Annotated in this window: 14 protein-coding genes; 11 read left to right on the top strand and 3 right to left on the bottom strand. The window is 74.7% G+C overall.

The window, feature by feature from the left end:
• Positions 1-123 precede the first annotated feature (123 nt).
• Positions 124-1209 carry a pyridoxal-phosphate-dependent aminotransferase family protein gene (locus ACIRRH_RS12555; RefSeq protein WP_403065778.1) on the bottom strand — a complete coding sequence of 362 codons (1086 nt, stop codon included), beginning with the start codon at positions 1207-1209 and terminating at the stop codon, positions 124-126.
• A 93-nt stretch (positions 1210-1302) separates the two neighbouring features.
• On the opposite strand from ACIRRH_RS12555, the gene ACIRRH_RS12550 reads away from it, so the two are divergent.
• The 7 genes from ACIRRH_RS12550 to ACIRRH_RS12520 all read left to right on the top strand — a co-directional run bounded on the left by ACIRRH_RS12550 (position 1303) and on the right by ACIRRH_RS12520 (position 7971).
• Positions 1303-2394, top strand: a complete 1092-nt coding sequence (locus ACIRRH_RS12550; RefSeq protein WP_403065775.1) for an amidohydrolase family protein — start codon at positions 1303-1305, stop codon at positions 2392-2394.
• 196 nt (positions 2395-2590) lie between these two features.
• A complete protein-coding gene (locus ACIRRH_RS12545) occupies positions 2591-3268 on the top strand; it encodes a uracil-DNA glycosylase (RefSeq protein ID WP_403065772.1) in 678 nt (225 codons plus the stop codon).
• A gap of 126 nt (positions 3269-3394) precedes the next feature.
• Positions 3395-4387, top strand: a complete 993-nt coding sequence (locus ACIRRH_RS12540; RefSeq protein WP_403065769.1) for an SCO1860 family LAETG-anchored protein — start codon at positions 3395-3397, stop codon at positions 4385-4387.
• 206 nt (positions 4388-4593) lie between these two features.
• Positions 4594-5616: a glutamine synthetase gene (gene glnII, locus ACIRRH_RS12535; protein ID WP_403065766.1), complete on the top strand. Its 1023-nt coding sequence runs from the start codon at positions 4594-4596 to the stop codon at positions 5614-5616.
• 341 nt (positions 5617-5957) lie between these two features.
• Positions 5958-6536: a hypothetical protein gene (locus ACIRRH_RS12530; RefSeq protein WP_403065763.1), complete on the top strand. Its 579-nt coding sequence runs from the start codon at positions 5958-5960 to the stop codon at positions 6534-6536.
• Complete coding sequence (locus ACIRRH_RS12525; RefSeq protein WP_403065760.1) at positions 6533-7066, top strand: hypothetical protein; 534 nt, start codon at positions 6533-6535, stop codon at positions 7064-7066. The genes ACIRRH_RS12530 and ACIRRH_RS12525 overlap by 4 nt, the downstream gene beginning before the upstream one ends.
• Before the next feature lie 113 nt (positions 7067-7179).
• Positions 7180-7971: an MOSC domain-containing protein gene (locus tag ACIRRH_RS12520; protein WP_403065757.1), complete on the top strand. Its 792-nt coding sequence runs from the start codon at positions 7180-7182 to the stop codon at positions 7969-7971.
• A gap of 31 nt (positions 7972-8002) precedes the next feature.
• Here ACIRRH_RS12520 and cobC read toward each other — a convergent pair whose 3' ends face one another.
• Together cobC and ACIRRH_RS12510 are read right to left on the bottom strand one after the other, a co-directional pair.
• On the bottom strand, positions 8003-9049 hold the full coding sequence (gene cobC / locus ACIRRH_RS12515) for an Rv2231c family pyridoxal phosphate-dependent protein CobC (RefSeq protein WP_403065754.1): 1047 nt from the start codon (positions 9047-9049) through the stop codon (positions 8003-8005).
• A gap of 30 nt (positions 9050-9079) precedes the next feature.
• Positions 9080-9817, bottom strand: coding sequence for a cobalamin biosynthesis protein (locus ACIRRH_RS12510; protein ID WP_403065751.1), 738 nt, complete (start codon positions 9815-9817; stop codon positions 9080-9082).
• 238 nt (positions 9818-10055) lie between these two features.
• On the opposite strand from ACIRRH_RS12510, the gene ACIRRH_RS12505 reads away from it, so the two are divergent.
• The 4 genes from ACIRRH_RS12505 (at position 10056) to ACIRRH_RS12490 (ending at position 13553) form a co-directional block, all read left to right on the top strand.
• Positions 10056-10223 (top strand): hypothetical protein, encoded by a 168-nt coding sequence (locus tag ACIRRH_RS12505; RefSeq protein ID WP_403065748.1) that lies wholly within the window; start codon positions 10056-10058, stop codon positions 10221-10223.
• Positions 10224-10228: 5 nt separating this feature from the next.
• Positions 10229-11587, top strand: coding sequence for an MFS transporter (locus ACIRRH_RS12500; protein ID WP_403065745.1), 1359 nt, complete (start codon positions 10229-10231; stop codon positions 11585-11587).
• Positions 11584-12615 carry a TolB family protein gene (locus ACIRRH_RS12495; RefSeq protein ID WP_403065742.1) on the top strand — a complete coding sequence of 344 codons (1032 nt, stop codon included), beginning with the start codon at positions 11584-11586 and terminating at the stop codon, positions 12613-12615. The genes ACIRRH_RS12500 and ACIRRH_RS12495 overlap by 4 nt, the downstream gene beginning before the upstream one ends.
• 122 nt (positions 12616-12737) lie before the next feature.
• Positions 12738-13553 carry a hypothetical protein gene (locus tag ACIRRH_RS12490; RefSeq protein ID WP_403065739.1) on the top strand — a complete coding sequence of 272 codons (816 nt, stop codon included), beginning with the start codon at positions 12738-12740 and terminating at the stop codon, positions 13551-13553.
• Positions 13554-13568: the final 15 nt, after the last annotated feature.

Raw genomic sequence — 13568 nt, 5'->3', positions numbered from 1 at the left:
TGGTGGTGGTGTCCGCCTCGGGGCCGGGTGCGGGGTGGGGTGTGGGGAGCGGGCGGGGGTGGGGGGCGGGGGCGGGGGCCCGGGTGGCGGTCCCCGGGGGCCGCAGCCCTGTCACGTACCCGCTCAGGCCCGGACGGTCGCGCTCCAGGCGGTCTCGGCGGCGGCCAGGGCGGGTGCCGGGTCGGCCGAGGTGGCGGCGGCGAGGCCGGTGAGGCAGGCGCGGACGGTGTCCAGCGCGGCCGCCTGCCCGTAGTGGTTGACCCGCAGCATCGAGCCGGCCAGGGCGCCGCCGCCCGGCTGGACCGGCAGGGCCGGGTCGAGGCGGGCGGCGAGGGCGGTCGCGTCGACGCCCTCCGGGGTGCGCAGGGTGGTGGCGACCGGGGCCGCGTGGGCGTCCTCGACGACGTACGGGGCCAGGGTGCCGAGCGCGCGGACGCCGGCCCGGGTGGCGGCGGAGGCGGCGCGGTGGCGGGCGATCACCGCGGGCAGGCCGTCGGCGGCGATCCGGTCCAGGCAGGCGCCGAGCGCGAGCATCTCCAGCTGGGCCGGGGCGTGCGGCAGGACGGCGCGGCCGGCGTCGGTCCAGCGCTCCTTCCAGTCGAGCAGCGAGAGGTAGGAGCGGCGCGGGGCGGCCGGGTTGGCGGCGATCCGCTCCCAGGCCCGTTCGGAGACGGACACGGCGGAGACCCCGGCCGGGCCGCCCATCGCCTTCTGGCCGCCGATGACGCACAGGTCGACGCCCCACTCGTCGGTGAGCAGCGGCTCGGCGGCGACGGAGGCGACCGCGTCGAGCATCAGCAGCGCGCCGTGCTCGCGGACCACGGCCCCGATCCCGGCGACCGGGTTGGTGTTGCCGGTGGCGGCCTCGGCGTGCACCAGGGAGACGAAGTCGATCTCCGGGTTGGCGTCCAGGGCCTCGGCGACCTGCTCGGCGCTCACCGCGCTGTCGAAGGGCACGGCCAGGTCGACGACCTTCGTCCCGCAGGAGCGCAGCCAGTTGCCGAAGGTCTGCCCGTACGGGCCGGTGACGACGTTGAGGGCGGTCGAGCCGGGGTGCGCGGCGCCGCGGATCGCGGCCTCCAGGGGGAGGAGCGCCTCGCCCTGGGTGACGATCACGTCGGCCTCGGTGTGCAGCAGCGCGGCCACCTGGTCCTCGATCGCCGCGAACTCGGCGGCGCTGAGCGGGGGCAGGTCGAGGAAGGGACTCACGTCTTTATCGCCTTTCGCGGGGTGGGGTGCCGGAAACGAGTCTGCCGCATCGTGACTGCTTACACGCAACCCTCCCGTCGGTAGAGTGCGGCCATGAACGATGGCGCGGTGCTGCACGTGCGGGGTCGGGTGCTGGTCGGCCCGCAGGACGTCCGGGACGAACTCTGGGTGGTGGACGGCCGGGTGAGCTTCACCCGCCCGCCGACCGCCGGGGACGTGCGGACGGTGACCGGCTGGGTGCTGCCCGGCCTGGTGGACGCGCACTGCCACGTCGGCCTGGACGCGCACGGCGCGGTGGACGCCGAGACCAGCGAGAAGCAGGCGCTCACCGACCGGGACGCCGGCACCCTGCTGATCCGCGACGCCGGCTCGGCCGCCGACACCCGGTGGATCGACGAGCGCGAGGACCTGCCCCGGATCATCCGTGCCGGGCGGCACATTGCCCGCACCCGCCGCTACATCCGCAACTACGCGCACGAGATCGAGCCCGGCGACCTGGCCGCCTACGTCCGGGCCGAGGCCCGGCGCGGGGACGGCTGGGTGAAGCTGGTCGGCGACTGGATCGACCGCGAGCGCGGCGACCTCGCCGCCTGCTGGCCCGGCGACGCACTGGCCGAGGCGATCGCGGCGGCGCACGAGGAAGGTGCCCGGGTCACCGCGCACTGCTTCTCCGCCGAGTCGCTGCCGGACCTGCTGGCGGCCGGGATCGACTGCGTCGAGCACGCCACCGGGCTGACCGAGGAGCTGATCCCGGTCTTCGCCGAGCGCGGGGTGGCCATCGTGCCGACCCTGGTCAACATCGGCACCTTCCCGGACCTCGCGGCCGGCGGCGAGGCCAAGTTCCCGGCGTGGGCGGCGCACATGCGGCGGCTGCACGAGCGCCGGTACGACACCGTGGGCGCCGCGCACGACGCCGGCATCCCCGTGTTCGTCGGGACGGACGCGGGCGGCTCGCTGGCGCACGGGCTGGTCGCGGACGAGGTGGCGGAGCTGGTCAGGGCGGGGCTGAGCCCGGCCGAGGCGCTGTCGGCGGCGAGCTGGGGAGCGCGCGAGTGGCTGGGGCGGCCGGGGCTGGAGGAGGGCGCGCCGGCGGACTTCGTGGTGTACGAGCAGGACCCGCGGGCGGACGTCCGGGTGCTCGCGGACCCGCGGCTGGTGGTGCTGCGGGGGCGGCCGGTCGGGTAGTCGCGTGGACTCGGTGGCGGGGCAGGGTCGGGGTCGCGGTCGGGGCCGGGGCGGTCGGGCGGGCGCCGGGCCGTGTGGCGTCGGGGGTGGCCGGGACTGTCCTGGAGAGGGCCCCGGGAGGGCCGCGGGAGGGGGCTCCCGATCCCATGATCATCCGCTGAACGTCCTGTCGGTGTAGGCCGATAGGGTGGCGACCATGGCACCGCGTCCACTGAACGAGATCGTCGAGCCCGGCTGGGCCACCGCCCTGGAACCCGTCGCCGGACGGGTCGCCGCGATGGGCGACTTCCTGCGCGCCGAACTGGCCGCAGGCCGTACCTACCTGCCCTCCGGTCCGAACGTGCTGCGGGCGTTCCAGCAGCCCTTCGCGGACGTGCGGGTGCTGATCGTCGGGCAGGACCCGTACCCGACCCCCGGCCACGCCGTCGGGCTGAGCTTCTCGGTGGCGCCGGAGGTGCGGCCGATCCCGGCGAGCCTGATCAACATCTACCGCGAGTACGGCACCGACCTGGGCCTGCCGCAGCCGTCCAACGGGGACCTCACCCCGTGGACGAAGCAGGGCGTGCTGCTGCTCAACCGGGTGCTGACCGTCCAGCCGCGCAAGAGCGGCCAGCACCGGGGCAAGGGCTGGGAGGCGGTCACCGAGCAGGCGATCCGGGCGCTGGTGGCGCGCGGCGGCCCGCTGGTGGCGATCCTGTGGGGGAGCGACGCCCGCAACCTGCGCCCGCTGCTGGGCAGCGTCCCGTCGGTCGAGTCCGTCCACCCCAGCCCGATGTCGGCCGACCGCGGCTTCTTCGGTTCGCGGCCGTTCAGCCGGGCCAACGAGCTGCTGGTGCGGCAGGGGGCGCAGCCGGTGGACTGGCGGCTGCCGTAGCAGAGCCGGGTCGACACAGAACGCCAATCTCACCCCAAAGAGTGAAATGACTTTCTGTGTTGCTCATGTGACGGATTGTTCGAGAAGACTGGCGGCTCATCGTTTCATCTGTGTGGGGGTACCGCCATGTCTTCTCGCCGAATCGTTTCCGCTGCCGCAGCCACCGCCGTGGTGGCGAGCACGCTGCTCACCGTCGCACCCGTCCAGGCGGCCGAGCCCGCCCCGTCGCCCGGCAAGGCGCGCGCCGTCACCGCCGAACTTGACCTGGATGTCAGCCTGTTGAACAAGGCCGTGGACGTCCCGGTGAACATCGCGCTGAACAAGGTGGAGTCACCGGCACAGCGAGGGGGGTCCTCCCAGCCGGAGGCCGGGGGAGGTTCCGTTCTGGCCGCCAAGGTGGACGGGGTCGACCAGCAGGGCCCGGTCACCCTGGTCAAGGCGGACGTCGGCACGTCGGTGACCCGCGTCGACGCCAAGGGCGCCACCGCCTCCGTCAAGCTGGTCAACGCCGACGTGCACGCCCCCGGCCTGCCCGCCACCGTGCTGCTCGGCCTGGAGGCGATGAGCGCCGAGGCGACCTGCCCGGTGGACGGGCAGCCGACCGCCGACGTGGTCGCGCCGGCCAAGCTCAGCGTGCTCGGCAAGCCGGTCACCGTCGGTCTGTACGGGGCGACCAAGGTGGACGTGCCGCTGATCGGCAACGTCTCGGTGGAGTTCTCCAAGAAGACCGTCACCACGACCACCGCCGCCGCCTCGGCGCTGGAGGTGCAGGTGGAGGTGAACCCGCTCAACCTGAACGTCGCCAAGGTCACCGGGAAGATCACCGTCGCCTCGGTGAGCTGCGAGAAGCCCTCCGCGTCGTCGGCCACCCCGTCCGGCCCGGCCACCCCGGGCACCGCGCCCACCAGCGCGCCCGCCGCCCAGCCGGTCGCTGACACCACCACCTCGCGCGCCGCCGCCCCGCAGGCCGCGGTGGACAAGCCGGAGAAGCTGGCCGCCACCGGCGGCAGCAGCGCCACCGGCCCGCTCGCCGCGGGGGCCGCCGCCCTGGTCGCGGGCGGGGCGGCCGCCCTGTGGGCCACCCGCCGCCGTCGCGCCGCGCACGCGCGTCGTCACTGACCACACGGGTGCCGTCACTGACCGCACGGGTGCCGTCACCGACGGCACCCGGAACGGCGGGAGTGCCGCCCCCGGCACTCCCGCACCGTGACCGTGCCAATGCGGACGGTTGGTTCACATGCGCGTTACACGAGAGGAACAACCGGGAAACGGCGGCTTGCAACGCTACGCGGGCACCCACCACCCAGCAACGCGAGGGACAAGCCGTGGCAATCAAGGCCGAGTACATCTGGATCGACGGCACCAAGCCGACCGCGAAGCTCCGTTCCAAGACTCGCGTCCTGCCCAACGCCGACAAGATCCCCACCTGGGGCTTCGACGGTTCCTCGACCAGCCAGGCCGAGGGCCACGCCTCGGACCGCGTGCTGGACCCGGTGCGGGTCACGCCGGACCCGATCCGCGGTGGCGACCACATCCTGGTCCTCTGCGAGGTCCTGGAGACGGACGGCACCCCGCACGTCTCCAACACCCGCGCCCTGCTGCGTGAGGTCGCGGAGAAGTACGCCGCGCAGGAGTCCATCTTCGGCATCGAGCAGGAGTACACCTTCTTCAAGGGCTCCCGCCCGCTCGGCTTCCCGGAGGGCGGCTACCCGGCCCCGCAGGGCGGCTACTACTGCGGCGTCGGCGCCGAGGAGGTCTTCGGCCGCGAGATCGTCGAGCTGCACCTGGACCGTTGCATCGACGCCGGCCTGGCCATCTGCGGCATCAACGCCGAGGTCATGCCCGGCCAGTGGGAGTTCCAGATCGGCCCGGTCGACGCGCTGACCGTCTCGGACGACATGTGGATCGCCCGCTACCTGCTCTACCGCACCGCCGAGGAGTTCGGCATCGACGCCACCCTCGACGCCAAGCCGGCCCGCGGCGACTGGAACGGCGCGGGTGCCCACACCAACTTCTCCACCAAGGCGATGCGCGAGGGCTACGACGCCATCATCACCGCCTGCGAGTCGCTCGGCGCCTCCCAGGAGAAGGTGCTGGAGCACGTCAACCAGTACGGTGACGACATCCAGTCCCGCCTCACCGGCAAGCACGAGACCGCCCCGTGGAACGCCTACAGCTACGGCGTCTCCGACCGCGGTGCCTCCGTGCGCATCCCGTGGCAGGTCGAGGTGGACAAGAAGGGCTACATCGAGGACCGCCGCCCGAACGCCAACGTCGACCCCTACGTCGTCACCCGACTCCTGATCAACACCTGCTGCGAGGCCCTGGAGAAGGCCGGCCAGGTCTGATCCACCGCCGCATCCGGCACACGCACGACGCCCGCAGGCCCCCTTGCACCGGGAGAGGGCCTGCGGGCGTTCCGGCACTCCCGGGCCTCTGCCCCGGCCTCTGCGCTGACCGGCTGTTGCCCGACGTGGTGACCGGCGGGGAGTTTGCCGGGCAGCGCGCCTACGGGACTTCCCGGACACGGACGCCCGGTACGCGGACGTCCACCCCACCCGGGGCGAACCGCCCGCCCCGGGTGGGGAGAAGATCCGCTGGAGCCGACCGGCATCGGGCTGCTGCGGGAGCCCGATCGTGACCTGCAAATCGCTGGTCAAGCGCCCCCGCCGGACCGAGAATTCATGGCATGACCCAGCAGCCCCTGCTCCTCCTCGACGTGGACGGACCGCTCAACCCCTACGCCGCGCCGAAGCGGAGGCCCGAGGGCTACGACACCCACCGTCTGAGCCCCGCCTGGTGGGTGGCGAAGCAGGAGCACCTGGCGGCGGTCCAGGCACGGCAGGCCACGCGGGCCAAGCACGCCAAGCCGCCCGCCGTCCGGGTCAAGCCGCTGCGGGTCTGGCTCAACCCGTCGCACGGCGAGGAGTTGCTGGCGCTGCCGTACGAACTGGTGTGGGCCACCGGGTGGATGGGTGAGGCGAACACCCACATAGGCCCGCACATCGGCCTGCCCGAACTCCCGTACATCCGCTGGACCGACCTGTTCGGCGAGGACCCGGACGGGCTGCACTGGAAGACCAGGGACGTGGTCGCCTGGGCCGACGGGCGCCCGTTCGTCTGGGTGGACGACGAACTCGGCCCGCAGGACCATGAGTGGATCGCCGCCCACCACCCCGGACCGGCGCTCGCCCTGCACGTCAACCCCCGGATCGGCCTGCTGGCCGAGGACTTCGCCAAGCTGCGGGAGTGGGCGGCGGCCGCATGACCGGGCGGCCGCTGCTCCTGCTCGACGTCGACGGGCCGCTCAACCCCTACGCCGCGCCCGGGGCCCGCCGCCCGGAGGGGTACCTGACCCACCGGCTGCTGCCGGAGGGCTGGGTGGTGCGCAACGCGCCGCTGCCGCGCGAGGAGGTGGAGCCGCTGCGGGTCTGGCTGAACCCGTCGCACGGCGAGGAACTGCTGGCGCTGCCGTACGAACTGGTGTGGGCGACCACCTGGATGGAGGAGGCGAACACCTTCATCGGCCCGCGCATCGGCCTGCCCGAACTGCCGTACATCCGCTGGACCAACCTGTTCGGCGAGGACCCGGACGGGCTGCACTGGAAGACCAGGGACGTGGTCGCCTGGGCCGACGGACGGCCGTTCGTCTGGGCGGACGACGAACTCGGCCTGCAGGACATCGCGTGGATCGAGGCGAACCACCCGGGCCCGGGCCTGGCGCTCTGGGTCGACCCCCGGATCGGGCTGCGTGAGCTGCACTTCGCGGCCCTGCGGGAATGGGCGGAGGACGAATGACCGGCGAGGTCACAGCCGGAACGAGCGGAGGACGAATGGCCGGCGAGGTCACAGCCGGAACGAGCGGAGGACGAATGGCCGGCGAGGCCGAGGTGGGAGCAGGCGGAGGACAGGTGGCCGGCACGGTCGAAAGACTGCGGCGCTACCCGGTGAAGGGGCTGCTCGGCGAGGAGCTGGACCGGGCCGAGGTGACCGGCCGGGGCCTGGCCGGCGATCGGGAACGGGCGCTGCTCGACCTGGCCACCGGCCGGGTGGCCAGCGCCAAGCGGCCCCGGCTGTGGTCCGGCCTGCTGGGGTACACGGCCAGGACCACGGCGGACGGCGGCGTGGCGATCACCGGCCCGGACGGACGCGGCACGGACGCGCAGGAGCTGTCCGCGGCGCTCGGCCGCGAGGTCGCACTGATCGCCGAGCGCCCGCCCGGCGCGACCGTCGAGCGGGCCGTGCCGGAGGAGGTGCTGGCCCGCGGCATCGCGGCCGAAACGGACTTCACCGTCAACGAGTTGGGCCGCGCCGCACCGGACGGCGGCTTCTTCGACTTCGCGCCGCTGCACCTGATCACCACCGCGACGCTGCGCGCCACCGGCAGCGCGGCCGAGCGCTACCGGCCCAACCTGGTGGTCCGCACCGAGGGCGAGGGGTACGCCGAGAACGCCTGGGTGGGGCGGGAGTTGGCGATCGGACCGACGCTGCGCCTGCGGGTCCTCGCGCCCACCCCGCGCTGCGCCGTCCCCACCCTGCGGCACGGGGCGCTGCCCCGCCGCCCCGAGGCACTGCGCATCCCGGCCGAGCAGAACCGGGTGGTGCCGCTGGAGGGCATGCCGGCGCTGCCCTGCGCGGGGGTGTACGCCCAGGTGGTGGTACCCGGCGTGATCCGGACCGGAGACCGGTTCACGGTGGACTGAGCGCCGGCCCTTCGTCCGGCCGAGCCCGCTCTCACGCCGAGCCGAGCACGGTCTCAAGGGCGTTGAGGAAGCGGTCGGTCGTCGCCTCGTCCCGGACGGCGATCCGCAGCCACTCCTCGCCCAGGCCCGGGAAGGTGTCCCCGCGCCGGACGGCGAAGCCGTGCTCGCGCAGCCGCTGCCGGACGGCCGCCGCGTCCGGCAGCCGTACCAGGACGAAGGAGGCGGCCGGTTCGCCGTACTGCCGCACCGACGGGAAGGCGGCCAGGCCCTTCACCAAGTGTTCGCGCCGGAGCGCCAGTTCGGCCGCGGCCTGCTCCGCCTCGGCGAGTGCCGCCGGGCCGCTGCACGCCTCGGCGGCGGCCAGTGCCGGGGTGGAGACCGGCCAGAGCGGCTGGGCGGCACCGAGGTCGGCGATCAGCGGCGCAGGCCCGAGCACATAGCCGATCCGCAGTCCGGCCAGGCCCCAGGTCTTGGTGAGGCTGCGCAGGACGACGACCCGGCCGGGCAGGTCCCGGACGGCGGCGAGGGACTCCCGCTCGCCCGGGACGGTGTCCATGAACGCCTCGTCCACCACCAGGGTGCGCCCCGGCCGGGCCAGTGCGGCGACGGCCTCGGCGGGGTGCAGCACGGAGGTCGGGTTGGTCGGGTTGCCGAGGACGACCAGGTCCGCCTCCTCGGGGACGGCACCCAGCCGGAACCCGTCCTCGGGCGAGAGCAGCACCCGGTGCACCCGGTGTCCGGCGTCCCGCAGGGCCGCCTCCGGCTCGGTGAACTGCGGGTGAACCACGACAATGTGACTGGACGTCAGTACGCGCGCCAGCAGCACGAAGGCCTCCGCCGCGCCCGAGGTGAGCAGCACCTCCCCGACCGGGCGGGCGTGCCGGGCGGCCACCGCGGCGCGCGCGGCGCTCTGGTCGGGGTAGGCGGCGAGGTCGCCGAGGGTGGCTGCGAGGTGCTCGCGCAGCCAGGCCGGGGGAGTGCCGGTGCGGACGTTGACGGCGAGGTCGACCAGGCCGAGCCCGTCGGCGCGCACCTCGGCGTCGCCGTGGTGGCGCAGGTCGGGTTCGGGGGCGGTCACGCGGGGTCTCCTTGCGGGCGGTTCGGGTGGTCAGGGCCGGTGGTGGTGGACGCGACGAAGCTCGTACGGGCCGGGTGGCACGGTTGCTCCCGGGTCGTCGCCGAAGGTGACCAGCGCGACGGTGTGGCCGTGGGAGGCGAGGGCGACGGCCGCCCCGATGCGGTCGAACGCTCCGCCGAAGGCGTCCAGCGGTGGTCGGGGCCCGCCGTCCGTCACCGCGATCCGCGGGGTGCCCGGCCGGAGTGCGCCGGCCACCGCGTCGACGGCCGCGGGCGCGCCCACGACCGCCGAGGCGCGCCGCAGCTCCGCCCGTACCCGCGGTGCCGGTGGGCCCGCGTCGAGGTCGATCAGCACGAGCCGTCCGCGCACCGCCGCCCGGGCGATCGCGACCGTGGCCCGCGCCGACCTGCGCTTGGTGACCACGAGCCGGCCGCCCGGAGCGCTCGCCAGCGCCGCCGCCTCGGCCACGCTCGCGGTGCCGACGGCCGTACCGACCGTGCTGGAGGGGTTCGGGACCGGCACGTCCGCCAGGACCTCGGCCGGGTGCTCGTCCACCGGCACCCCGGTGAGGCGGTCCGCCGCCCAGCGCACCGCCGGGTGGTCCGCCTTGCCCGCCACGGTGGCCAGCCGGGCGACCGCGGAGCGGGCCAGTCCGGCCTCCTGGAGGGTGTCCGTCAGCAGGCGCAGCACCTCGGTCCGTTCGGCGCCGCTGCTCGCTCCGATGCCGACCACCAGGGTGCGCGGGACGATGGTGACCAGTCCGCTCACGTACCGCACCCTTTCGTCCCGAGCTCCGGTGATCCCACCACGCCCGGCCGGAACGGGTCAATCGCGGCGGGTGTGACATCCGACGCCGTTCCCGACGCTGTTCCTGTCGCCGTCGGCGCGTCCGTGCGCGGCAGCTGTTCGCCTGTTCTTCACCCGTGTTGTGCGGTACACGACACCACGGTGCTCCTACTGTTTTCGGCGCTCCCGCCCAGGAAGCCCCGACATCCGGAGGACCCCCATGGTCTTCGCACGACTGCGCACCCCCGGGACCCTCACCCCCGGCACCCCCGCTTCCGCTTCCGCGTCCGCGGCCCTCGTGCGGCACCCCCCGGAGGGCCCGGCCGGAGTCAACGCCCACGCGGGCAACTCCGCCGGCGCCGCCGACAACGCCGGAATCCGGAACTGACGCCCGTGTACGTCGCGGACTCCCGCAGCTCGAAGGCCCCCGCTGGGCCGGCTGCCGCTGCGCCGGCCGCCGGCCCGATGCGGCGGGGCGCCGTGCCCGGGGCGGTCGTCGCCCTCGGCACCGTCAGCCTGGTCACCGACATCTCCTCCGAGATGGTCACCGCCGTCCTCCCCCTCTACCTGCTCACCGGCCTCGGCCTCTCCCCGCTCGGCTTCGGCCTGCTCGACGGCATCCAGAACGGCTTCAGCGCGCTGGTCCGGCTGGCCGGCGGCCACCTCTCCGACCGACGCGGCCGCGACGGAGCCGCCCGCCACAAGGCCGTCGCGGCCGTCGGGTACGGGCTGTCCGCGCTGTGCCGCCCGCTGCTGCTGTTCGTCCACACCGTGCCGCTGATCGGCGCCGTGATCGCCGTCGACCGCACCGGCAAGGGCCTGCGCACCGCGCCCCGGGACGCGATGATCTCGCTCGCCACCGACCCCGCCCACCGCGGCCGGGCGTTCGGCGTGCACCGGGCGATGGACACGGCCGGCGCCCTGCTCGGCCCGCTCACCGCCTTCCTGGTGCTACGGCTGGCCGGCGGCCCGCTGCTCGCCGACGGCGGTGAACGGCACGGCTACGACGCGGTGTTCACGGTCAGCTCGTGCGTCGCCGCGCTCGGCGTGCTGATCCTGCTGCTGTTCGTGCCGAACCGGCAGCAGGGTGACGACTTGTCGACTTCCGCCCCCTCGCTGCGCGACAGCCTCACCCTGCTGCGGCTGCCGGGGCTGCGCCGGTTGACGCTCTGCGCCGTCCTGCTCGGCCTCACCACCGTCAGCGACTCCTTCCTCTACCTGCTCGTCCAGCGCCGCCTGGACCTGCCCGTCGGCCTGTTCCCGCTGCTGCCGCTGGGCACCGCCGCAGCCTTCCTGCTGCTCGCCGTCCCGCTCGGCGCGCTCGCCGACCGGATCGGCCGCCACCGGCTCTTCCTCGCCGGGCACGGGGTGCTGCTGCTCGGGTACGGACTGCTGCTCTCGCCGCTGCGCGGGCTGCCGGCGGTGCTCTGCGTGCTGGTGCTGCACGGCACCTTCTACGCGGCCACCGACGGCGTGCTCGCCGCCGCGGCCGCCGACGCCGTACCCGCCGGGCAGCGCGGCGCCGGGCTCGCCCTGGTCGGAACCGGGCAGGCGCTGGCCCGGTTCGCCTGCTCGCTGCTGTTCGGCGCGCTGTGGGGCGCGGTCGGCGGCCCGGCGGCGCTGGGCTGGTCGGCGGGGGCGCTGGCGCTGTGCGTGCTCGGCGCGGCGGCGGTGCTGCGCCCGTCCGAACCGGCTGCCGCTGCTGCTGCCGGGAAGTCCGAACCCGTCCCCGCCGCCGAGGAGAACCCGTGAACCCGCAGAACCGGACCAGGGTGATCGTGCTGCTGGTCGCCGTCGTGCTGCTCGGCGCCGTCGGCACCGGAGCCGTGCTCTACGCCGCCGACCGCACCGCCCGTCGGGACGAGGTCCAGCCCGGCGGGCCGGAGGTCGCCTCCGGCACCGTCTCGCTCCAGGCGTCCGGCCACGGCCGGCAGCTGCTGTTCCGCAACATGGCCTGGGGTCCGCACCGGGACGAGATCACCACCGTCGCCGCCGACCGCCCCGACGGCCCGCGCACCGCCTCCGGCGTCCGGTGCCTGCGCTTCCACGCCGCCGCCGGCACCGGCATCTGCCTCCAGGCCCAGCACGGCGCGCTGGAGGACACCTACCGCGCCGTCGTCCTGGACGGCCACCTGCGCGAACTCCGCTCGTTCCCGGCGGCCGGCATCCCCACCCGCTCCCGGGTCTCGCCGTCCGGGCACCTCGCCGCCTGGACGGTCTTCGTCAGCGGCGACTCGTACGCGGGCAGCGACTTCTCCACCCGCACCTCGATCGTGGACGTCCGGGACTGGAACCTGCGGGAGAACCTGGAGGACTTCGCGGTCGTCCTGGACGGTCACCCGTACCAGGCGCACGACATCAACATCTGGGGCGTCACCTTTGCCGACGACAACACCTTCTACGCCACCCTCGCCAGTGCCGGGCAGACCCACCTCGTCCGCGGCGACCTCGCCGCCCGCACCCTCACCACCCTGCACGACAACGTCGAGTGCCCCTCGCTCTCCCCGGACGGCACCCGCGTCGCGTACAAGAAGCGCGTCCCCGGCCTGCCCGCCGACGCCCCGTGGCGGCTGTACGTGCTCGACCTCGCCACCATGACGGAGACCGCCACCGCTGAGCAGCGCAACATCGACGACCAGGCGCTCTGGTCCGGCGACGGCACCCTGCTCTACGCCCTGCCCGGCGACTACGGCGCCGACCTGTGGACCGTCCCGGCGGACGGTTCGGGCCGTGCGCAGCCGGTCACCAGGGCCGCGGTCGCCCCCGCCTACCTGGGCTGAGGAACTCTCGGCTACGGTCCCACGTCGAGCAAAGTGTGACGTCCTGATCAGGCGTTCCGAACGAATGTCCTGATCAGACGTCCTGATCGAGCGTTCCGACCGAACGGGGGAGCAAGACAACCGTGGACGGCATCCCACCCGAGCGCATGGTGGCCGACTCCTGGCCCGCCCTGCACGGCCGCCCGGTCCTGCGACGCACCGTCGCCGTCGGGCTGGTGCTCTGCGTGTCCGTCGCCGCCGCCCTGGTGGTGCGCGGCGTCAACGCGCTCACCGCCGGCCGCACCGGCCGCGAGACCGATCGCGACCGCGCCGAACGCCTGGCCGGCTTCCACCCCTCCCAGCACCCCGGGGTCGGCCGCTTCTACATCCCGGTCGGCGCCGTCTACGCCCACACCTCCGACGGCGCCCCGGTCGCCTACCTGCACTACCGTCTCGGCGGCGGCAGGGCCCCCGGCCTCGGCGACTTCCTCAGCGCCTACGATCTCCCCTCGCCCGGCCCGGCCGCCCCCCTCCCGGCCGACCTGCTCGCTGCCCTCGGCGGCGACGAGCCGGCCGAGGCCCCGGAACTCCCCGAGTCCCCGCTGCCGCCGGGCGCCACCCCCACCGTCGCTGCCACCCCCACCGAGAGCCCGTCCGCGGAGGCCGACCCCACCCTCCCCTCCACCCCCACCCCGGAACCCAGCTACCCCGCTGCCGACCCCGCGGACCCCGCGGACCCCGCCGCCGACCCGGCCCCGGCCCCCGCCGTCGCCGCCGCGCCGGACGAGCCCGCCCCCGACGAGCCCACCCCGACCCGGACCCCCACGCCGACCTGGATCCCCGGCCCGAGCCCCACCGACCTCCCCACCCACGTCCCCACCGCCCGCCGCATCTACGTCGCCACCATCCCCGGCGGCCTCCCCGGCGCCGCCGACATCTACATCCGCGCCACCGGCTGACCCGCCGGCCGGTGG

The organism is Kitasatospora sp. NPDC101235 (genome assembly GCF_044767505.1).
GTDB lineage: Bacteria > Actinomycetota > Actinomycetes > Streptomycetales > Streptomycetaceae > Kitasatospora.
Note: the sequence above shows the minus strand (reverse complement) of the source record. Positions and strands in the feature narration are given on the sequence as shown.